This is a genomic window from Brevibacillus centrosporus (assembly GCF_046622605.1).
GTDB classification, from domain to species: Bacteria; Bacillota; Bacilli; order Brevibacillales; family Brevibacillaceae; genus Brevibacillus; species Brevibacillus centrosporus.
In genome coordinates, this window is record NZ_CP176856.1 from 4,140,001 (window position 1) to 4,160,828 (window position 20,828).

Below are 20,828 nucleotides of genomic sequence, written 5' to 3' on the forward strand. Positions count from 1 at the left end.
TTTCGATTTCATTTGGCTGCGCAAAGTACCCACACAGACTGTTAGTGCTTCCAGGAACCGCTTGATATCCTCAGCCGTATTTTCCCTGCCCAGGCTGATTCTCAGGGAAGACAGCGCACAATCCCGTTCGATTCCCACAGAAGTCAATACTCGGCTCGGTTCATTGGCTTTGGAGGAACACGCCGACTTCGTGGAAACCAAAAAGCCACGCTCTTCCAAAGCGTGCAGCAGTACTTCAGCCTTTACCCCCGGCACCGATATGTTCATGATATGCGGTGCAGCGTGAGCCTCAGGTGTATTGATGATGCAGCCCTCGATCTTCGAAATGCCTTCGCGCAGCTGTACCAGCAAATCCTGCAGACGGCGACTTTCTGCCGGGCCCCATTCCTCCAGCAAACGAATCACTTTGGCCATGCCTGCGATCGCTGGCAGGTTTTCTGTACCAGATCGGACTCCGCTCTCTTGTCCGCCGCCCATCATCAGCGGGTGAATGATCAAGCCCTCGCGTTTGTACAAGATTCCTACCCCACGCGGTCCGTAAAACTTGTGTGCAGATACACTGAGAAGGTCAATACCCGCTTCTTTCAGCTTAAGCGGCACCTTTCCGATGGCTTGCACCGCATCTACATGGAACAGGACTTTGGGAAACTGTTTGAGCCACTGCCCGATTTCCACAACCGGTTGGATCGTCCCCAACTCGTTGTTCACATGCATGACTGAAACGAGAATGGTATCTGGCCGCATCGCTTTTTGAACATCCTCAAGGGATACTCGACCATCGCGATCTACCGGCAAATAGGTCGTTTCAAACCCTAAGCTCGCAAGCTGCTGGCATACATCGTAAACGGCTGGATGCTCTACCTGCGTCGTGATGATATGCTTCCCGCGATTCTGATATTGAAAGGCAACACCTTTGATCGCCGTATTATTGCTTTCGGTTCCACCAGAGGTAAAAATGATCTCCCCCGGCTTGCAGCCTAAAAATTTGGCTGCGACTTCGCGTGCTTGCTTCAGCACAGCTTCCGCTTCTACTCCTTTATGATGAAGAGAAGAGGGGTTTCCATAATAGTTCTCCATTGCCCGCCTCATCGACTCAACCACATCGGGATGAGGACGAGTCGTAGCACTGTTATCCAAGTAAATCACTTGTCCACACCTTCCTCGGAGCAAGCTGCTCCATGTCTACGCTACATCATAACACGACTGTTCCACGAACATACAGCGCAAAGCACGCTTTGCCCTTATTTTCCCCAACTTTGTCAGGCAAAATATCCAAATAAGACCAGCCCTGAACGATCGTTCACATACTATTCATACTTAAAGCGCTTACATCCAGTATTAGGCTCTTTACATCGCAGGTCCTTTTCGTTAGAATTGTCAGTAAATTTAAACAAAACAACCAAACAACGGGGAGAGAGCAACCATGACAACTCAAGCTATGCAAGAAAAAATCACGAGGATGGAAGCAGAATTGAAACGACTGCAGGCTGAACTCGCAAAGATGAACAAAACAAACCCTGCCATCAACCGATCTGAAGTCGCATACCTAAATGAGGTGTACAACGGGTGACATTTCACTTAATTTGTTTTCGATAGCGTGGAAGTGGCTTAAAAAAATGGCCGCTACCCACGCTATTTTTGTGTCTGCGAACCCTCGTTTGCCATCCTCCTCTACGACTATGGTAGGAAAATACAACAGAGAAAAGGGAGTCTCTGAGCTTATGCTGGAAGATACGACCATTTGAGGATTTATTTTCACAATGAAAGCACCCACCTCCGCTGTTTACAATTATGGGAGAAACATTCCAAAGGAGGCTTTCATGTTCTACACAACACGATGGAAACGCCTGACTATTCAAACGACACTACTAGCTTTGCTGCTCCCAACCACATCGGCATTTGCACAGTCCATTTCTGTATCGTCTGGTGATACGCTAGGCAATCTCGCTTACCGCTACCAGGTTCCTGTCGAGCAATTAAAAATCGCGAATCATCTAAGCTCCGACATGATCATGCTCGGACAAAAGCTATACATACCACCCCTCTCAGAGGTATATACGGTCAAGTCAGGCGATGTCATGTGGAAAATTGCTGCTGACCATCAAACGACGATCCCTGTTCTTATGGAAATCAATCAACGCACCTCCTACGATCTCTTGGTCGGCGAAAAAATCCTCGTACCGAAAACTTCTGCGAGTCCTTCGACCACTTACACTGTCAAAAAAGGCGACGTGCTCTGGAAAATTGCCAGTCAAAACAGCGTAACCATCCAATCCATTGTGGAAGCCAACAAACTGAGCTCCACAGAGCTGATGATTGGGCAGAAGCTGATCATTCCTCAAACGAACAGTACATCCGATGGACAAGCTTCTGATGCTGTTGAAACTCCAGCTGACGACTCCACAAAGCCTTGGGTGGAAAATAAGTCTTACAAAGTCGTCAAAGGAGATACTCCGTGGACGATTTCCATCGCACATGGCATCCCGATGACCGAGCTGCTTCAGGTAAACAAGCTCTCGGAAAACGCTGAACTGCAAATCGGGCAAACGCTCGTCGTCCCTGTTCACCATATTCCCAAAACCAGTGTCAAAAGCGTCAAATATGGAGAATACCTCGATTGGTTTGAAGCGAGCCAATATCTCTTCCCGATCAATGCCGTTGCAACTGTTACAGACTTCGAAACCGGGAAAAGCTTTCAGGTGAAACGAACAATCGGTGCTTCCCATTCGGATACAGAGCCGCTCACTTCAGCCGACACTGCGATCATCAAAGAAATCTGGGGCGGTGATTTTTCCTGGAGTGTACGACCTGTTATTGTAGAAGTGGACGGCAGACGGATTGCCGCCTCCATGACCTCCATGCCTCACAGCATCGAGTACATCACGGACAACAATTTTACCGGTCACTTTGATATCCACTTCTTAAACAGCTTGCGCCACAAGGATAACGCCATCGATCCTGATCACCAGGAGGCTATCAAAATCGCGGCAGGCGTGAAATAATCAAGCTAGAAAAACAAAAAAACGTTCCAGTCTCTTGCAGACGGAACGTTTTTTTATCTATTTGTAAGGAATCGAACCTTGATAAACGCCGGAGAAAACTTCTGTCGCTGGACCCGTCATAAACACGTGATTATCGGATTCCCGCCATTCGATGAAAAGGTCTCCGCCAGCCAGATGCACCGTCACCTTGCGATCGGTTCTTCCGCTCAGGATCGCAGCAACCGCCGCTGCGCAAGCCCCTGTTCCACAGGCGAGCGTCACACCAGACCCCCGCTCCCACACACGGAAATGGATTTCCTGTCGATCGAGAATTTGAATGAACTCTACATTTGTACGCTCAGGGAACCATTCATGAAATTCGATCTTGGGACCGTACTTCAGGACGTCTTCATCCAGCACTTCATCCATAAACAGAATTGCGTGTGGATTTCCCATAGATACTGCCGTCATCGTGAATGCCTCTCCATCCACCTCGATGGTTTCCTCCAGCGCTTTTTCCTCTGGAATCCCCGTCATCGGAATCGCTGCGCGTTCAAAGCGCGGCTCGCCCATGTCGATGGTCACTTGTTCTACTTTCCCTTCCTGATCAAGCGAGACCATGGGAGTCATAATTCCTCCCAATGTTTCGACAGTAAAGGTGTTCTCGGTCGTCAGCCCGTGATCAAACACGTACTTGCTGACACAGCGCAATCCGTTTCCACAGTTTTTCGCTTCGCTGCCATCGTTATTAAATACCCGCATCCGGAAATCTGCACGCTCTGACGGCATGATCAGGATCAAGCCATCTCCTCCGACTCCAAAATGACGGTCGCTTACTCGCCTTGCCAGCTCGGGAAAATCGACCCCAGTCAGGTCCTCCGTGAAACAGTTCACGTACACATAATCGTTTCCTAGTCCATGCAATTTGGTAAACTTCATGGTTCTCTCCTCTTTTTCTCACAAATTTCTGTCTCTAGTATAAGCCCTATCTTATCACATCCCCCCCACTTGTGGGGAAGTGGTATACTACCATTAGTTTATCGCGCAAAGAAGGAGAGAGTGTCGTATGGATTTTTCCGCTTTTCGCTATGCCCTCGGGACAACCAATAGCGCCAAAAAGTCTGCCGTTCAAATGGCCACAGGTACCGAGCCTGCCTGCTTATCGGTCCCATCAGGGGTCTCCGATCAGCCTATGTCCGAGGAGGAAACAGTCGAAGGCGCCATCAATCGAGCCAAAGCTGTGTACAAACAGATCCCGGGAAGTGACATCGGGCTAGGGCTGGAAGGCGGGCTCACCTATGACTCACAGCACAAGCAGTGGTATCTGATATCGGTCTGCGCTGCATGGAACGGAGCCGAGCTGTACATAGGGAAAGGCTTGTCTTTTCCGATACCCAATCAGGCTGCCGAGCGCATTCAACAAGAAAATGTGGAGCTTAGCACCATCATCGACGAATGGAGCGGCATGACAAACAGCAATCATCAAGGAGGCGCGTACGGCCTGCTGACCGAGAATCGGATACGCAGGGCAGACGTATTTCGCGATGCTGTATTGGCAGCCATCACTCCGTTTTTATCTCCTTACTACAAATAGAAAAAACCTCCCCAGCCATGTGCTGGAGAGGTTTTTTGGTTTGGCACTTACCGGGCTGTGTAGAACGGATAAATCACCAGAGCGCCCAAAATCGCGATGGCCCCTACAATCATCCCCCAAGCCCCAAGCGATCGTGAATTGCGTCGATACGCCAGGTAGCCAAGCACCATCCCAATGGGTGCAAACAGATACGGCATTAAGAACAAGGACAAAATCGACAATCCGAGCCCTGTCATTCCGATCCCGCTAGCCCCATTTTCCCGACTATCCTCGTCATTCGCATCACGGACTGTACGACGAACCGGAATTGGTTCGGCAATCTCAGCAGCTGCCTCGACGTCATCATCTCGGATCGCGGAAGCCCGATATTTCTCTTCCTGCGTACGATCAATACCGTCTAGACGCTCTGAAAAATCGTCCTCGTCTCCATCACGTTCGCCTGTGTAGCGTTCCGTGTGGGTAAAAGGGTCATACTGGATTCTTCGCTTCACAGACCTCTCATCGTCTTCGTCAAACGCAGCATTGGTCCATGTATCGGCGGCGAATTCCGTGTCGTGCATGTCAACTGTCTCGGAAAAGCCGGTATCTTCCTTCCGCTTCGCATTCATACGTTCTTTTCGGTCCGACATGTCATGCTCAGCCCCTTTTCACAAAGGATTTGTTAGTGAAGGAAGGTAGCCTTATTCTCTGCCTTCGGTGTACAATTTAAACTGGAGGCGAGAGGATGAAACCTGAGAATGTCCTAACCATTGGTATTGATATTGACGGCACAGTGACGTCACCCAGCAGTATTGTCCCCCTGATGAATGAAAGCTTTGGTAAAGATTTGCGATATGAGGATTGCTTTGAATACAATCTGGCCAACGTTTACAAAATCACCGACGCGGAATTTGACAAATGGCTGGATGAAAACGGAGAGCGTTTGTACACAGAAGCGCCTGTCCACGGGAATGCGGACCAGATTTTGCGCGGCTGGCACTCCCACCATCAACTGATCTACATCAGCGCCAGGGAGGCACGACATCGCGCGGTCACGCTCGACTGGTTTTCCCGTTATGATATTCCGTTTCATGAAGTCGATTTGGTCGGGTCCCATGACAAATTGGCGGCCGCTAAAAGATGGGGAGTAGATCTCTTCCTGGAAGATCGGCTGGAAAATGCGCTGCAGCTATCGGAAGCTTTGCAAATCCCAGTCTTTTTGTTCGATACGCCGTACAACCAAAGCGAGCTGCCTCCCCTGATTCATCGTGTAAAGACGTGGGATGAAGTGCAGAAAAAAGTACAGGTGCTAAACCTTGCGCGGACAAGCGTATAAGAAAAGATACATGAGAAAACTTGGCTCCGCAAAGCTTTGTGGCGGAGCCATAGTTGCACTTATACAAAAAGACGTATCACCCAGCCTGCTAGGGATACGTCTTTTTGATCACACTCCGCAGATTTTACTTGCCTGATTTTTTCGGTTTGAACGTCAGACAACAGGTCTCGGAAGATGTGCTTGCACGATCTTGGTGTTGATCGTTCTCCGAGGCAAACTCGGTTTTGTAGTCGGCACTCGCATGAGCATCGATCTCCACCATGATCTCTTCAGCACTGCACAGATTTCCGTCTGCCCAGTATTCGCAATTCGCTACACTGCATTTGACTGCTGGCATGTGTATTCACCCCCTAGGGGCTATCCTTCACATCAAACAGGGGGCTTATACTAATGCCGAAAAGAAAACCAGCCGCGACTTTTGGCAGGATAGAAAGGACGATCCCATGATTCAAAAGCGGATCATCGTCATCACCGGAGCCACAAGCGGTCTGGGCCATGCCCTCACTCGCCAGCATCTGGAGAGAGACGATACAGTTATCGCCACTGGCCGCAGCGAAGAAAAACTGCAGGCACTCAGGCAGGAACTCCACCATTATGAACATCTTCACACGCGGCAGTTCAATGTCACGGATAACGAGGCGGCGGGCCAATTGGCAGCATGGGTACAGGTACGTTTCGGCCGCTGTGATCTTTTGTATAACAACGCAGGCGTGGCGACCTTTGCAGCTCTGTCCGACATGAAGCTGGAAGAGCTGAATGAAACCTTGGAAACAAATATCAATGGGGTCATCTACACCACCCGTGCCTTTTTGCCCATGATGATGCAGCAGCATGGCGGACATATCGTGAATATTGCTTCGCTCGCCGGACATGTGGCTACTTCCAAAGCTGCTGTTTACGCTGCGAGCAAGGCTGCTGTCATCCGCTTTAGCGAAGGTTTGCGCCATGAGCTTTCCATGCATGGAATTCACGTCACCTGTGCCATGCCAGGTCCGATCGATACACCCTTTTTGGATCGTGCAGATCGTACCGGGTCTTACCGCAGCAAGGTGAACAGCTATTTGTTGACACCAGAGCAGACCGCTTCGCTCATCCTCCAAGCGGTAGATCGGAAAAGGCCAGAAGTCGCGATGCCAATGCGCCTTCATTACCTGTCACGACTTTATGCCCTCCTGCCGTACCGTGTGAAGCTCCTCGTCGCTCCCCTCCTCAATCGCAAGTGAAGGAGTATCCAGATTACGGAGCATGACAAAGGCAATGCTTCCACAGATGATACAAGCAATGGCTCCTGCTCCAAACAATCCACTGACTCCCATCAAAGGGATGAGCAATCCCGAAACGGCCGCTCCTGCCGGCATGCCCATACCTGTGATGGTGCGTACACTGGTCATGACGCGGCCCAAAAGCTCATTGGGGACCTGTCTTTGCAAATACGTCCGATACAAAATGTTGTAGGGAGCGTAGCTAAAGCCTGCCAATGCCATAGACAGCATAGCGATCTCCAAGCGGGAAAAGAGAGCTAACGGCATCGTCGTGACTCCCCACGCGACGATGATTCCCGCCAAAGTCACCCCCAGTGGGAGTCTCCACGTAACGGTAGAAAAAAACAACGAACCCACTAGTGCACCGATCGCCAGAGAAGACCAGAGCATTCCGAGCGCAACGGATCCCCCACCCAAATCGTTGTTGGCATATAGCGGCAATGCTATTTCAATTGGCCCATACGCCATGTTAAACAAAAAGGTAAAGACAACCAAAGCAATCATCTGCTTTTTGCCCAATAAAAACTGGTAGCCCATGCGCATGTCCAGCAAAAGCGTTCGTATATCATATTTCGTTTGGACTGCGGCTTTCGCAGAGGCCACTGGCTTAGGCAGCCGCGAAAAACAGAAGGCACAGACGAAAAAGCTGGCAGCATCAATGATCAGCACGTAAGCTTCCCCGATCCAACCAATCAGCACACCCGCCAGCGCAGGTCCAAACATGTAAACGATCTGCCATTGGCTCTCCATCACTCCATTGGCCTTCACCAAATGCTTGGGATCGCCTACCAGGCTGGGGAGCATCGTCTGTGCTCCTGCGGTGCTAAGTGGTGAAAGAATACCCGCAGTGACGATGAGGACATAAATCCAGCCCAAAGGAACCTGATCGATTTGCAGCAAGACCACCAAAGAAATAAAGATAATTCCCCGTACCACGTTATCAAGCATGATCAATTTTCTGCGATCGTATCGATCCAGCAAAGCCCCTGCCACCAGTCCTGAAAAAACGGCCGGAAGCATGTAAGCAAGGATGACTCCCCCCATCGCAGCTGAGGAGCCCGTCTTTTTCATGACAAACCACGTCAAGCCCATCCATCCAAACTGATCGCCTAATCCCGAGAGAAACATCCCCAGCCAGTACCAGCGAAACGAATACTGTCGCCACAGCTCTTTCATATACATCTTCCTTTTCTTACCTGAGGTTGTCTTTATTGTATGCATTTAATCATACTTTTTCAACGATTATATTTATTAAATAAAAAAAGCTCTATTCTGATCAAAAAAAATCCCTCTGCCTTTTTATCTGGCAAAGGGATTTACTCTTCCTGCTTACATGTCAGCTACTTGCCTTTCCAAGCGGCTGCGGGTCCACAGCCAAAGCAAGCCCGCTATGACGCCAAACACAGCCAACCACCCGGATACAACGGCACTGCCTACCTTCTCTGCCCCATACCCGAGCACCAGACAGCTGGCGGAAAAGCTCCCCATCGTGGCCATTTCCCTTATGGAAAACACACGCGCCAAATAGTCCGGATCAGCCAATCTCTGCAGCTTCGTGACAGAGAGTATAGAAGCACTATAGGAAGCGAGGGAACAAACGAGAATCGCTGCCGCCAGACCAAAGATCGGTGTGATGTGAAAGACTGCATAGATCGAGAGGCCCATCGCAACTAAAGTCCAGCCTTGCACAGCCGATACGCCTTTATCGCCCAAACGGTCCGATATTCTCGTCACAACGATCCCGGCAAAGACACCCCCTAGCCCCAAAGGAATGTCCAGCAGCCCAAAAACGTACAGGCCTTCCCCCCGCTCCTGCAAAATATAGTACATGAGCATGATGTAGTAAGCCCCCAACACACGTTCCGCCATTTGATACAGGAGGACCTGCCCGATATCCTTTTTCCTGGCAATGTAACGAAACCCCTCCTGCAGACGTGCAACAAAGCTCAAGGCTAAGCTGGAGTTGGTTTCGATCACGATCTTCGGAAGTCTGAGCAAGATGAGCAGGGAAAACATATAGCAGGCTGCATCCAGCAAGAAGTTGTATCGATAGGAAAACAGATACACCAGTATGGCCGCGACACCCTGACAAACAATAATCAAGAACGATGTCGTGCCTTGCAGCAAGGAGTTTGCCGTCAGCCGATCTTTTTCTGCCACTGCGCTCACAATCGCCACCTGCATGGCCGGCTGGAAAAAGGCACTGCAAATATTCACGGCTATCAACAACAGAAAAGCCATCCACAAATAGGCAGGGGAAGAAATAAAGAAAAAGAGACTGACAAGAATGCCGCGCAAAAGGTTTACCGTGATCATCACGCGCTGCTTGTCCCAGCTCTCCACGAGTGCTCCGGAAAAAAAACTGGTCAAAACGTAAGGAACCATTCGAAAAACGGTCCCAGCGGCAAAAGAAAGACCCGATCCACTTAAATCGTGTAGAAGCCCGACTACCGCGATGAAGGTAAACTCATTTCCGATGATATGAATGATATGTGCCGCGTATAAACGGCGAAATACCGGATGTTTTAGCAATGCCATGATCTGGTCCCTTTCACCGATTTTCTCGTATTGTAACACTTGTCGAAAAAGAATGGCAGAATGATCTTGAAATTCATCTCGTTCTACTGATACAATACGTTCAAATAAAGTTGAACGTTGTAAAATAAGAAAACGTTCATTTTGAACGAAATGAGGATGATATCGTTGAAACGTTACCAGGTCATCGAAACGATCGAGCAGCTAAAGGCCATCAGCGATTCTTTACGCTTGGAGATTGTTACCTATCTGACAAAGGAAGCGTACACCGGGAAGCAATTGGCGACTATGCTGAATCTTTCTGCCTCCAAGGTTCATTACCATCTGAAGGAGCTGGAAAACCATCACTTCATTCAAGTGGTTCGTACCGAAGAAAAGAACGGGATCGTGCAGAAATTTTACCGGGCAGTCGCCTTCGATTTCAAAGTGAGCGACGACTTATTGCCATCGCTGCAGGAGGACACGATGCTCACGCAGGAGTCCATGCTTCATCACCTGCGCTCTAGCATCACACGTTTGTACAACGCACCGGAAGAGTCTTTCATGCAATTTGCCGATGAGGAAAAACGCCCCCCTTCAATCGCCAGTACCTCTGAATTCAAGGCTCCACGCCACCAAATTCAGGCATGGCTTTTGAAGTACAAAGCACTCCTAAATGAGCTCGTTGAAATCGAGGATCAATTTCAGAAGCAAGTAGCAGCTGGCGAAGCAGACGATGTCGAAGAGAATTTTTATATGGTAACGGTCGGCTTTATGACCAACGAACGTTATTTTGTAGCCGAAGATGAATCATTGCCCGACAATTACGAACATCTTCCCAGTGAATTTGAGCATTTGACAGACAAAATCGTAGTGAAGAAAAAGAAAGCGAGCGAAGCCCCAGATGATCGTCGCGAATAAGGGAAGTCTTTGGAGCAATCGCCCCTTTGTTCTTTTATGGTGCGGAACGATTCTTTCTGCCCTCGCTGACAGTGCCTTTTTCCTGGTGCTTTCCTGGTTTATCGTTGATGTTACAGGATCGGAGACTATGCTCGGGACGACCTTGATCAGCATGTCCATTCCGCGCTTGCTGTTCATGCTGATTGGCGGTGTAGTGGCTGACCGCTGGAGTCGCAAATGGATTATGTTCTCTTCCATTCTCGCTCGTGGATTCATTCTCTCTGCCTTTGGCATAAGCTTATTGTGGGGAAATGAGGGGTGGCTCCCCTTTTCCGCCTATGCAGTCGCGATTTTCTTTGGGACCGTTGATGCCTTTTTTTGGCCGGCACGCAGTTCGGTTCTCCCTTTTTTGGTCAATCGCGATCAGCTCGCACCCGCCAACAGCATGATGGAAATTTCCCAGCAGATCAGTATGGTACTTGGCCCATTGGTCTCTGCCTTGCTCATCCGCAGCTCCCATTACCCGCTTATGTTTTTTATCCTTGCCCTCGCCTTCTTTGCAGGAGCCGTGTTTATATTCGCGCTGCGATTGCAACAAGCTGCTTCAGACAAGGGGCTACAAACGACAGCGTCTTCTCGCTCCTATTTCAAGGATCTATTCAGTGGGATTCGGTTTACCTTTTCCGTTCCCATATTAAGCATCATTTTCTGCACGTCCCTTTTTACCAACATGACTTTTTCCGGGCCGATCAACATGGGCCTTCCTCTTCTCGTAAAAAGCCTGGGATGGGACGGAAGCGCGTACAGCTCCCTCAGTATTACACTTGGAATCGGGACGATTGCGGGCGGAATTATCACCGGCCTCTTAAACGGGTTTCGCGGAAGGTTTCTCCTGCTTCCCTTCTTTCTCGCTATCATGGGCCTTGCTGTCAGCTCCCTTTATTTCATGCAGCATCTCAGCCTAGGCTTCGCGGCCATGGCGACGATCGGACTTATGCTCAGCATCACGAATATTCCGTTTATCACGTACATTCAGACCATTGTCCCGTCTGCCATGCTCGGTCGAGTCATGTCTCTGCTCTCTTTGATGTCACTTGGGCTTGGGCCTGTCAGCTATGCGATCTGCTCCTTCGTGCTGGAGCACAGACTCGCCACACCTGCTGTCATCATGCTGATCGGTGGGATCGGGCTTGCGTTTATTAGCATGAGTCTGTGGGTGTTTCGTACCGTACGCCAAATGGAGCAGCATCCTGCATGGGCTCGTACCGAAAAGGTGCCTGAATCACATTCGTTATCCTCCTGATGCCTTCGCAAAGAAAACGCACACGGCGAGCAGAACAGCATGCTTCGCGTGTGCGTTTTCTTATTTTGCCGGACGGTAGCTGGCGGAACGAACCGCATATTTGCCAACAGCCTGCTGGTTTAACGCGTAGCCAATGCCTGGCTGTTCAGGAACTGCCAGCTGGCCTGGTGCAACAAGCTCAACCCCCGGCTCGATGATATCCAGATCCCAGTAGCGGCTCGACGCTGCCGTATCCCCGGGGATCGTGAAGTTCGGCAGCGAAGTGATCGCAACGTTGTGGGCACGCCCGACTCCCGACTCCACCATCCCGCCGCACCACACCGGGATGCCATGGGATTCGCACAGATCGTGAATGCGCTTGGACTCGGTCAAGCCGCCTACACGTCCAATCTTGATGTTGATAATGCCGCAGCTGCCAAGCTCAATCGCCTTGCGCGCATCCTCTGCGTTATGAATACTTTCATCCAGGCAAATCGGTGTCTTCAATTGCGCCTGCAGCTTGGCGTGATCGATGATATCGTCGTGGGCCAGTGGCTGCTCGATCATGATCAGCCCGTACTGGTCTAGCTCTTTCATAATATCGAGATGCTTCACCGTGTAGGCAGAGTTCGCATCTGCCATCAGGGGAACACTGTCGCCAAAGCGCTCACGAATTCCTTGGATAACTTGGACATCAAAGCCCGGCTTGATCTTTACTTTGATTTTCTTGTAGCCGTCTGCGAGCGCCCGTTCAACTCTTTGCAAGACTTCGCCTACCGTCGGCTCTATCCCAATACTGATACCCACATCGATCAGCGATCTGGTTCCGCCCAGAGCTTTCGCCAGCGAAATGCCTTTCTGCTTGCTGTACAAATCCCAGATTGCTCCCTCCAGGGCCGACTTCGCCATGTTGTTTCGTCGAATGGGAGCAAAGAGTCGATCTACATCTTCGGGTGTCTCGATCGGCTGGGAGAACAACTTGGGAATCAGAAACTTCTCCATCATGTACCATACCGTTTCCGTCGTTTCTTCATTATAGAAAGGAGTTGGCATCGCTACGCTTTCCCCATAGCCAACCGCCCCTTCTCCATGAACGGAAATAAGCAGAAAATCCTTGATGGTGGTGCTTCCAAAGCTGGTTTCAAAGCGAAAGCGAAGCGGCATTTGCAGCTGCTGTACCTCAATGCGTTCCAATTTCATTCTCGATCATCCTTTCTCGTCCAATTGACGAACAAACGGGTAAATTTGTCGGCTGGTTTTTTCATACAAATCAAGGCGCTGTTCTACATTCTCCCTGTCTGCCGCCAAGACAGCACCTACGATGGTATTCAGCAGTGAAAACAAGGCTGCCATTCCTAGCAAAACCGTTGGCGCAGGGGCCGGTACCTTCAGAAGCTGATCGGCAATCGGGCCGATCGGAGAAAGCTCATTATCCGTGAACCCGAGGACATATGCCCCTTTTTCCTTTGCCGCCTGCGCAAACTGGATCGTCTCACTGACGTAGCGCGGAAAGGAAAAGGCGATAATCAAGCACGACGAGTCCAGCTGTGTCAGCAAGTAGTTCGCGTCATCGACAGGGCCTTTGTACAAATGGACATTTCCTTTCACGATATTCAGGGCAAAGGAAAGCCAGTGCGCGGGGGCATGAGAGCTTCGAAAGCCGACGACGACAATCTGCTTGGCAGCCAGAATCGCCGAGACAGCCTTATCCAGCTTTTCCTTGCTCAGTTCACTCAGCGTCTGCTGAATCGAGTTCACATCCTGTTCCATGTGAAAGGAAATCAGATCCTCTTTGGCTTGAAGCTCTTCTGCTGCATTTCGCCAGTGACTGATGGTCTGCTCTTGCGGATGCGGTGCGATCAGGGTATGACGCAGTTCATTTTGCAGCTCGCTGTAGCCAGAGTACTCTAGGGCGTAACACAGGCGGATAATCGTCGTTTCACTTGTTCCGCTCAGCGTGCCTACGACTTTGGCTGGATTCAGGGCTACCTCCTTGGGCTTTTCCAGAATAAACTTCGCTGCCAGCTTCTGCTGGTTTGTCAGTTGGGGGTAGTACTTGCGAATGCGTTCTTGGACATCTTCCATGCGGATCTTAGCCTTTCTTTTCTTTTTTTGAAGTTTAAACTTTAGAATGTTGTTATTTTTGCAGTTTATCCTTACAGAAAAGTATAGACTGCTTTTTCCAAATATTCAATGCCATCCTCACAAAAAAAGAACCTCTCTTTCAGGGGAAAAGAGAGGTTCTGATGTCCACAAGTGGATTACGAGGTTTTCCATTTTGCCAGTTCAGATGGGAATTTATCATTCAGGACCTTGATGTAGGTACCTTTCATTCCCAATGAACGGGATTCCAGCACGCCGGCACTCGCCAGCTTGCGAAGGGCATTGACGATTACGGAGCGTGTCAGGCCAGCCTGATCAGCCAACTGGCTTGCAACGAGCAATCCTTCTTTGGCGTCCAGCTGCTCCATAATCTTTTCGATGGCGATTTGCTCGCTGTAGGACAGGGACGAAAGGGCGATTTTCGCGAAAGTTTTGTCACGCACCTCGTTTTCGATTTGTTCTGTCCGTTGGCGAACAATTTTCATCCCGATTACAGTCGCACCAATCTCACCTAAGATGAGATCCTCAGTCTCGAATTGACCATAGGCGCGCAGCAGGACCAGAGTTCCCAAGCGACTTCCACCCGCATTGATCGGAACCACCGTCGTCATCATTTGCGGGAACAGAGAGCTCATTTCCGCAGGAACCATGCTATACGGGCTGCTGATTGGCTCATTTGCGAGCGTCTGCGTTACTTCCAGCAGCTTTTGGTGAACGCCATCCTGTACGTAGCTGGAAGAACGTCCTTCCTCGTTGAGCGCGATATCCTGATTCAATCCGCTACCGAGAATGGTTCCATCTGCCGTAATAATGTATACATTCGCAGCAATGACATCAGACAAGAGTCTTGCGAGATCCTGGTAACCGACTCCGCTGCCTCCCATTGTTTTTTGCAGCATTACATTAATCTTTCTAGTTTTTTCTAGTAAATTCATCAATTATTTCCTCCTTGGATTCTTCATGGTCACAGTATTGTCAGAAAAATCCAGGCCTATACATGCAAATCAAAAAATTAGAAAGACATCGCTAGGGCGTCTTCAAATACAACTAACTTGGGTGGGAAAATAGGTCAATATCCGGACACCGAAACGTCTATCCGCTAATATCCTGTAGGGAACTCAAGAATGCTCGTGACTAGGAGGGGTACCGATGGGATTGTTTAATGGCGGGGGCATTGCTCTGATTCTCGTTTTGTTTATCCTGTTGACCATTGTCGGTGTAGACGAATAACTATCAAAAGAAAACTGCCTGTGCTCGGACACAGGCAGCTTTTTGCTGTTCATTCTAACGGAGTTGTTTGCGAATCAAATCTTCAATGGAATGGGCAATGTCTCCCGTCGAGCGCTGCAGATCCTCTCGATGCAGGCGGAATCGTACATAACGTTCGTCCAGGTTAAAGGCCTCTTCAAAGGCACCCAAAAAGCCTCGAGCGCGTTTGTCCAGCTCCATGAGCACTTCCACACTGTTCTCATTTAGGTAAAAGATGATTTCCAGCTCTTCTACGCGGCTGCGATAAGGACCGGTCGGACGGAATTCAAATTCCTGAACGAACGGGTATGCTTTTCCCAAGTGCCTGTTGTACTCGCAATCCACCTTGAACAATTGAAAGCCGATCTGCGAAACGGCATCCAGGACTTTGGCCATCAAAGGATGCGGACGCACCTCGATAAAGTCGGAGTCGCCTGGGTCAATCGCATTTTTAATATCCAGTCCGGTACGCAAATACACGGGCTGACGCCCCATGGTCAACGGTGTCTCATACGGGAGACGGAAAGCGAAAGGCAGCACCTTGTGTTCCTTCGGCTGCAGAACGACCCTCTCCGTCAGACGATGCTTGATGAGCGTGCACTCCTCTTTCACCTTACTGTCGTTGTTCTCCCGCTCGTAATGGGTGATGACGTACATGTAAATCTCATCGATCTCCTGGGCCACATCTCCCCCGGTTAGATGCACTTCCCCTGACAGCACTTCCCCGGGAATGAGGGAATCCTGCTCCAAGCGGGTGTCCACTTGTGCGGAACCAATCCCCACGCTGGCCAATAATTTTTTGAACATCGACATGTACCACTCTCTCCTTTACGCTTCGACCGGTAGAATTTTGCCCGTTAGGAAAACCGGTGCTTATGTAGAGATATACGAATCCACAAAAAGAAAGTTTCGGGCAACTTTCTTCCATACATCATCCGGTTTTACCTCGGCCGTCACGAACAAGTGCAGCGTACGGCTGATGACTACCGTCTTGACCCTGACCTCCACCATCGTGCGATCAGGCAGCACATATTCGCGCCTCCGCAGCATTTCATGCAAAACCTGATGGACCTCAGCGACCTGCTCGACTTTCTTTCCTTTCAGAGAGGCCAGATCCTTTTCCATCCACTCGACCACCTGCACCTCTATGGTTGGATGGGGCTTGGGATCCATGACTGTGACCCGTACCTCTTCGATCCCGACCGCTTGCTTTCTGCGCGAGACGTTTTGACTTTTTTTCAGCTCCTGATTTTCTTCGTACAGCTTTTTGTTTTGGAACTCCAGGCTTTTCTTCACCAGCATCATTTCTTCCATCTCTTTTCCGTATAAAAAAAGAACGGTGGATCCGCCTAAAAGGATACCGATCACCCAGATAGCTACATAGCGCTGCCAATGTGCTCGCTTCATGAGCGTACCTGGATGAGCCATTGCACACAGATCGTTCCAATGTGCGCACCGAGAAAAGCGACGACGATCATTACTAGCTGCTTGAAAACAGGTGTCAAGTTGCCCATCAATATTTTTTCGATTTGCAAAAACGAATCAAAAGTTCCCCCTAACGCCCCCACCAAGCCCCATATCTTTAATTGATCAGCCAATTGTGCCATAGACAAAAGAGGAGGCTTGTCGGTCAAAAAAGCACCAATTCCACCGGATAGCGATCCTCCGACCACGATTCCATACGCCACAAAAAACGTCAGAATGACCTGAGCCATACTGCATTCATCCCCCAGACTGCTTGTGCTTATCCTTATCCCTACGCAGCTTGTCAGACTTTTATGAACGCTCATCCAACCTATCGTGACGGCACCCAAGTAAGAAAACCTCTATCGAGGCCTGTTCGAGGAGGAGCGACCGCGTTTTTAGCGGAAAGTTTCCATGCGCTCCGGAATTCATAAGCAATACGCTTATAAATACCTATACGTTAAAAAACGGCATGCTCAGGAAACATGCCGCTCTCTGACCTAATTTTTTCGTCTGCCTTGCCTGCGCAGTCTTTTTTCGATACGAGGTGAATTCATCACCATCAGATCCATGAACAGGTTGACCATGTTCGGATTGCGCAGCAGCTGGTTAAATACGTCTGGATTTTCTTTGAACCATTGCTCATTTGCCTTGACCCAAGACTTAAATCCGGTATTGGATTTGTAGTACTGATTTAATCGTCGTATCGGTCGATAGGCCCTCATCTTAATCTATCCCTTCATCAAAGAATATGGAGAGAAGAAAGATGATAATGACAATCCAGATCACTACTTCAAAGCCATCCTGGTCAAAAAAGCCCATCCTGTCGTCCCCCCTTCAATCTGTCACGCTCTTCTCCCGCCCACGGGGCTATTCATTATAGGTATATGTCGCGTGATAGGAAATGGATTGGACGCTTACCCTCCTGCCTCTCATTTTCCGCTTTCGCCCAATTGTGTGCATAGAGAGGCTCCTGTTCCACTCATACTAATCAGGAAATGAACAGAGAGGAGACGATTATGGAAGCCTCAACAGGTTCACTGTGGCGAAACAAGCCTTATTTGTTACTCCTGCTCATTGTTTTTTTCATGCACCTCGCATCTTACTTAGTCATCCCTGTCTTTCCAATTTTTCTGGAGAAAGCCCGTACCCTCTCGCTTTCCCAGGTGGGATTGATACTCGGTGCTGGCAGCATCACGTATCAAATCGGGAGCTTGCTCGGCGGCCCGTTGTCTGACCGCTTTGGCAGGCGCAGCATCATCATGATTGGTGCCCTTTTGCAGGGAAGTGCCATGCTCGGCTACCATTACTCTCTGACCTACTGGCTCTTTTTCCTGTTTTCCGCTGTCAACGGGCTGGGGCTTGGTCTGCTAGCCCCTACGATCAAGGCCATGATTGCCGATGAAGTGGACGTTCATAACCGTACAGCCGCTTTCTCCTGGCGTGGGATTCTCGCGCACTCTGGCATTATCGTAGCTGGCGTCTTCATTGCTTGGATGACTTCAAGAGGACAACAGCCCTTTTTGATCGCCGCGCTCGTTTTTGTCCTGCTCGCAGCGCTTACCCGCTTCAGCCTGCCCGATGACCGCTGTGTCGGACCTGACTGCCAGCGCACGCCTCTCTCGGAGTACAAAAATCTTTTGACGCACCGCAGCTTCTTGTTCTTTTCCCTGATTACCCTAGTGATTTGGGCACTCTACGCGCAGTTTGCCCTGATCCTCCCGCTGCGGGGAGAGCACGTCCTGCACTCGGCAACGATGATCGGGCTGATCTGGACGATCAACTCGATAAGTGTCGTGCTGCTCCAAGGGTTCATCTCCCGTTTAGTCCTGCAGCGAATCAATCCCTATCTGTCCCTGGCGATGGGAACGACGCTGCTGGGTACGGGACTGACCGTGATGGGCTGGGCTGAGCATTTTATTACCTTGAGCGGATCAGCCATTCTATTCATTCTGGGGGAAATGCTGTTCATGCCCGTGCAGGACAGTCTCGTGACCCATTTTGCCAAAGAAGATCGGCTCGGTGCCTATTTTGGTTTTTCCAACTTTGTCTCTGGCATTGGAACGGCGATTGGCACGAGCCTCGGTGGGATGATGGTGGACAAGCTGGGTGGGGTCGGCAGTCTTTATCCGTGGATCGCGTATGGGGTGATCACCCTCTTCGTGACGGCAGTTCTGGGTTTGTTTGCCATATACGCCATGGCCAGATACAAGAAAACCGACTCGCAAACCTTAGCACCTCGAACGAGGAAAAAGGAGGGAGCCACATGACGTGGACAGATAGAGAAGACGTGGTCGTAAAACCAGCTGCCGAGGAGAGGCCAACAAAAATGCCTTTGTCTTCGCTGCTGATTCAATTGGAAGACATCGCTAGCGCTCGGCCTTATGCCAAAACAGCAAAAACCAGCAAAGGATCGTGGTTCTGATGAACAATTCAAAACCGAAATCAGCAAGAATAGACCAAAATCCCGAACGAAACAGGCAACCAGACTCCATCAAAAACAACGCCCCCGGCTTCGGGGACAAGAAGCTGGAAGGACCAAATCGCCCTTCCACGTAAAGATTTATTCTCGAGTGTTCGTCCTGCGAACGCTCTTTTTTTATTCCTGTCAAATGGAAGCTCATTTTCGACAATATTCGGATATTTTCTTGAAGGTTACGTCGAGATAGCCTATTATGATAGGAAAGAATACCCATAAACGGAAAGGACGTAGAGCCTTGCCACTCAAATCGACGACCAAATCTCATCTTTATCCCCTCTTTCTTCTGATGCTGCCCATCATTTTTACGGTGGTCGTTGTCATCGGGTACTCACAGGCGAAGCAGCTCTATTTTCAATCTGGTGTGCGTGCGATGGACAGGCAGCTGAACACCGTGACGCAAATCCTCTCTCTTTTTAACGCACAAGTGAAAGACAACATCCTTAGCTATACAGAAGCCGAAAATCAAATCAGAGACATGATGGTAGGTCCCAAGCGGGCAGATCAAACACGTGACCAATCCCAGGTCAAGCTGACTCTCGCACAGGGAGATGAGCTTTTCGCTTTCAACTCCCAAGGGAGCCTGACGATTCACGGCTCACTTGAGGGTCAAAATATGTACAACCTGCCCAATCCAGGTGACCGCTTTTTGGTCAAGCAGACCTTGAACGAAGGAAAAATGGTCAGTACGTATCGTTGGAATTTGTCTGACGAATCCTCCAGCATCGAAAAAATCGCAGTTGTCCGATACTTCCCCCAATGGGACTGGTACATTTGCCTCGTCTCGCCAGAAGATGAATTTTACGAACAATTTAGCAAGGTGAAACTGTTTCTCATCATCCTCGTAGTGATCAGCTACCTGATCGCAGCGATCTTGTTGACTCTCACCACAAGAAAAGAAAAAGCACTCCTCACGTCTACCTTGCGCGGAGAACAGCTGGCAGAGGTCAATCAAAGCATTCTCAAATCACTTGCAGTCGCCTTGGAAGAGCGAGATGCCTATACGTCTGGTCATTCCCAGCGAGTGGCTTATTATACCCGAATAATCGGTCAGAAAATGGGTCTGGATAAAGAAACACTCGACCTGATGTACACGGGAGGACTTCTCCACGACATCGGCAAAATCGGAATCGAAGACAGTATCCTGCTCAAGCCAGGAAAGCTCACAGAGGAAGAATTCCACAGCATCAAGTCTCATCCCGTACGCGGGGAAGCACTCCTGCGAAAGCTTTATGCCGAAGTAGACAAAAAGGATGCAGACAGTATTCGTTCCATTCTTGCGATCACCCGTCATCATCATGAACGCTTTGATGGGAAGGGCTACCCGGATCAGCTGCAGGAGGATAACATCCCGATCATTGCCCGAGTAACAGCCGTCGCCGACTCATTTGATGCCATGACATCCTCCAGAGCCTATCGAAGGGGATTGTCCTTTTCCAAAGCATGCGATGAGATCATCCGTAATTCCGGAACGCAGTTTTGCCCGAAGGTTGTTGAAGCTTTTTTTCAAAGCATTACAGAGGAAACCTTTCACCATGCCCAACAAATCTCGCGAGCCAATGAGATTTTGGACCCTCTCGTACAAGAGAAACGAATTCATCTCGCCTAGAATAGGCAGATAAAAATTATAAAAAGCAAAGCCGTGCAGCTCCATTTGTGGGGCGAACACGGCTTTGCTTCGTTTCA

24 protein-coding genes (1 of these 24 running past the window's edge) are annotated in these 20,828 nt (G+C 49.6%); 11 read left to right on the top strand and 13 right to left on the bottom strand.

What is annotated here, in order from left to right; genetic code table 11:
• Positions 1-1,146, bottom strand: the 5' portion of a protein-coding gene (locus ACLIN2_RS20990; protein ID WP_411502020.1) for a cysteine desulfurase family protein. The gene continues 21 nt to the left of window position 1, outside the view; the window shows 1,146 of its 1,167 coding nt (coding positions 1-1,146); the start codon lies at positions 1,144-1,146; the stop codon falls past the left edge of the window.
• A 277-nt stretch (positions 1,147-1,423) separates the two neighbouring features.
• Between ACLIN2_RS20990 and ACLIN2_RS20995 the strand changes: the two genes are divergently transcribed.
• Both ACLIN2_RS20995 and ACLIN2_RS21000 read left to right on the top strand, forming a co-directional pair.
• Entirely contained in the window at positions 1,424-1,570 is a 147-nt protein-coding gene (locus tag ACLIN2_RS20995) for a hypothetical protein (RefSeq protein ID WP_170184533.1), read from the top strand.
• A 250-nt stretch (positions 1,571-1,820) separates the two neighbouring features.
• On the top strand, positions 1,821-3,002 hold the full coding sequence (locus ACLIN2_RS21000) for a LysM peptidoglycan-binding domain-containing protein (protein WP_411502021.1): 1,182 nt from the start codon (positions 1,821-1,823) through the stop codon (positions 3,000-3,002).
• 57 nt (positions 3,003-3,059) lie between these two features.
• Here the strand turns inward: ACLIN2_RS21000 and dapF are convergent, their stop codons facing one another.
• Positions 3,060-3,920 (bottom strand): diaminopimelate epimerase, encoded by an 861-nt coding sequence (gene dapF, locus ACLIN2_RS21005; RefSeq protein ID WP_400588114.1) that lies wholly within the window; start codon positions 3,918-3,920, stop codon positions 3,060-3,062.
• Between the two features lie 127 nt (positions 3,921-4,047).
• Here dapF and ACLIN2_RS21010 point away from each other — a divergent pair, with 127 nt between their 5' ends.
• A complete protein-coding gene (locus ACLIN2_RS21010) occupies positions 4,048-4,575 on the top strand; it encodes a DUF84 family protein (RefSeq protein WP_400588115.1) in 528 nt (175 codons plus the stop codon).
• A 47-nt stretch (positions 4,576-4,622) separates the two neighbouring features.
• On the opposite strand, the gene ACLIN2_RS21015 is transcribed toward ACLIN2_RS21010, so the two are convergent.
• A complete protein-coding gene (locus ACLIN2_RS21015) occupies positions 4,623-5,204 on the bottom strand; it encodes a DUF456 domain-containing protein (protein ID WP_122926217.1) in 582 nt (193 codons plus the stop codon).
• A 95-nt stretch (positions 5,205-5,299) separates the two neighbouring features.
• Here ACLIN2_RS21015 and ACLIN2_RS21020 point away from each other — a divergent pair, with 95 nt between their 5' ends.
• Positions 5,300-5,890, top strand: coding sequence for a hypothetical protein (locus ACLIN2_RS21020; protein ID WP_411502022.1), 591 nt, complete (start codon positions 5,300-5,302; stop codon positions 5,888-5,890).
• A gap of 124 nt (positions 5,891-6,014) precedes the next feature.
• Here the strand turns inward: ACLIN2_RS21020 and ACLIN2_RS21025 are convergent, their stop codons facing one another.
• Positions 6,015-6,227, bottom strand: coding sequence for a DUF1540 domain-containing protein (locus ACLIN2_RS21025; RefSeq protein WP_327933697.1), 213 nt, complete (start codon positions 6,225-6,227; stop codon positions 6,015-6,017).
• A 106-nt stretch (positions 6,228-6,333) separates the two neighbouring features.
• On the opposite strand from ACLIN2_RS21025, the gene ACLIN2_RS21030 reads away from it, so the two are divergent.
• Positions 6,334-7,113, top strand: a complete 780-nt coding sequence (locus tag ACLIN2_RS21030; protein WP_411502023.1) for an SDR family NAD(P)-dependent oxidoreductase — start codon at positions 6,334-6,336, stop codon at positions 7,111-7,113.
• On the opposite strand, the gene ACLIN2_RS21035 is transcribed toward ACLIN2_RS21030, so the two are convergent.
• Together ACLIN2_RS21035 and ACLIN2_RS21040 are read right to left on the bottom strand one after the other, a co-directional pair.
• On the bottom strand, positions 7,045-8,328 hold the full coding sequence (locus ACLIN2_RS21035) for an MFS transporter (protein ID WP_411502024.1): 1,284 nt from the start codon (positions 8,326-8,328) through the stop codon (positions 7,045-7,047). The genes ACLIN2_RS21030 and ACLIN2_RS21035 overlap by 69 nt on opposite strands.
• Before the next feature lie 153 nt (positions 8,329-8,481).
• Entirely contained in the window at positions 8,482-9,690 is a 1,209-nt protein-coding gene (locus tag ACLIN2_RS21040; RefSeq protein WP_411502025.1) for an MFS transporter, read from the bottom strand.
• 165 nt (positions 9,691-9,855) lie between these two features.
• On the opposite strand from ACLIN2_RS21040, the gene ACLIN2_RS21045 reads away from it, so the two are divergent.
• On the top strand, positions 9,856-10,587 hold the full coding sequence (locus ACLIN2_RS21045; protein ID WP_400588120.1) for an ArsR/SmtB family transcription factor: 732 nt from the start codon (positions 9,856-9,858) through the stop codon (positions 10,585-10,587).
• The gene (locus tag ACLIN2_RS21050; protein WP_411502026.1) at positions 10,571-11,869 is read left to right on the top strand and encodes an MFS transporter; all 1,299 of its coding nucleotides are present in this window, start codon (positions 10,571-10,573) and stop codon (positions 11,867-11,869) included. The genes ACLIN2_RS21045 and ACLIN2_RS21050 overlap by 17 nt, the downstream gene beginning before the upstream one ends.
• Positions 11,870-11,929: 60 nt before the next feature.
• Here the strand turns inward: ACLIN2_RS21050 and menC are convergent, their stop codons facing one another.
• The 3 genes from menC to codY all read right to left on the bottom strand — a co-directional run bounded on the left by menC (position 11,930) and on the right by codY (position 14,886).
• Positions 11,930-13,048 (bottom strand): o-succinylbenzoate synthase, encoded by a 1,119-nt coding sequence (menC, locus tag ACLIN2_RS21055; RefSeq protein WP_411502027.1) that lies wholly within the window; start codon positions 13,046-13,048, stop codon positions 11,930-11,932.
• A gap of 6 nt (positions 13,049-13,054) precedes the next feature.
• Entirely contained in the window at positions 13,055-13,933 is an 879-nt protein-coding gene (locus ACLIN2_RS21060; protein ID WP_092268870.1) for a MurR/RpiR family transcriptional regulator, read from the bottom strand.
• Positions 13,934-14,109: 176 nt separating this feature from the next.
• Positions 14,110-14,886 (bottom strand): GTP-sensing pleiotropic transcriptional regulator CodY, encoded by a 777-nt coding sequence (gene codY / locus ACLIN2_RS21065; protein WP_122960687.1) that lies wholly within the window; start codon positions 14,884-14,886, stop codon positions 14,110-14,112.
• Positions 14,887-15,100: 214 nt separating this feature from the next.
• On the opposite strand from codY, the gene ACLIN2_RS21070 reads away from it, so the two are divergent.
• The gene (locus ACLIN2_RS21070) at positions 15,101-15,181 is read left to right on the top strand and encodes a YjcZ family sporulation protein (RefSeq protein WP_092268866.1); all 81 of its coding nucleotides are present in this window, start codon (positions 15,101-15,103) and stop codon (positions 15,179-15,181) included.
• A gap of 54 nt (positions 15,182-15,235) precedes the next feature.
• Here the strand turns inward: ACLIN2_RS21070 and ACLIN2_RS21075 are convergent, their stop codons facing one another.
• The 4 genes from ACLIN2_RS21075 to ACLIN2_RS21090 form a co-directional block, all read right to left on the bottom strand.
• Positions 15,236-16,012: a sporulation protein gene (locus ACLIN2_RS21075; protein ID WP_411502028.1), complete on the bottom strand. Its 777-nt coding sequence runs from the start codon at positions 16,010-16,012 to the stop codon at positions 15,236-15,238.
• 60 nt (positions 16,013-16,072) lie between these two features.
• Positions 16,073-16,606, bottom strand: coding sequence for a hypothetical protein (locus ACLIN2_RS21080; protein ID WP_092268952.1), 534 nt, complete (start codon positions 16,604-16,606; stop codon positions 16,073-16,075).
• Positions 16,603-16,914, bottom strand: a complete 312-nt coding sequence (locus ACLIN2_RS21085) for a YtrH family sporulation protein (protein WP_092268861.1) — start codon at positions 16,912-16,914, stop codon at positions 16,603-16,605. The genes ACLIN2_RS21080 and ACLIN2_RS21085 overlap by 4 nt, the downstream gene beginning before the upstream one ends.
• 249 nt (positions 16,915-17,163) lie before the next feature.
• Positions 17,164-17,388: a hypothetical protein gene (locus ACLIN2_RS21090; protein ID WP_411502029.1), complete on the bottom strand. Its 225-nt coding sequence runs from the start codon at positions 17,386-17,388 to the stop codon at positions 17,164-17,166.
• 294 nt (positions 17,389-17,682) lie between these two features.
• Between ACLIN2_RS21090 and ACLIN2_RS21095 the strand changes: the two genes are divergently transcribed.
• The 3 genes from ACLIN2_RS21095 to ACLIN2_RS21105 all read left to right on the top strand — a co-directional run bounded on the left by ACLIN2_RS21095 (position 17,683) and on the right by ACLIN2_RS21105 (position 20,751).
• Positions 17,683-18,933 carry an MFS transporter gene (locus tag ACLIN2_RS21095; protein WP_411502030.1) on the top strand — a complete coding sequence of 417 codons (1,251 nt, stop codon included), beginning with the start codon at positions 17,683-17,685 and terminating at the stop codon, positions 18,931-18,933.
• Positions 18,930-19,088 carry a hypothetical protein gene (locus ACLIN2_RS21100; RefSeq protein ID WP_400588125.1) on the top strand — a complete coding sequence of 53 codons (159 nt, stop codon included), beginning with the start codon at positions 18,930-18,932 and terminating at the stop codon, positions 19,086-19,088. Before ACLIN2_RS21095 ends, ACLIN2_RS21100 begins: the two co-directional genes overlap by 4 nt.
• A 292-nt stretch (positions 19,089-19,380) precedes the next feature.
• Positions 19,381-20,751 (top strand): HD domain-containing phosphohydrolase, encoded by a 1,371-nt coding sequence (locus ACLIN2_RS21105; RefSeq protein WP_175530526.1) that lies wholly within the window; start codon positions 19,381-19,383, stop codon positions 20,749-20,751.
• The last annotated feature ends 77 nt before the right edge of the window (positions 20,752-20,828 follow it).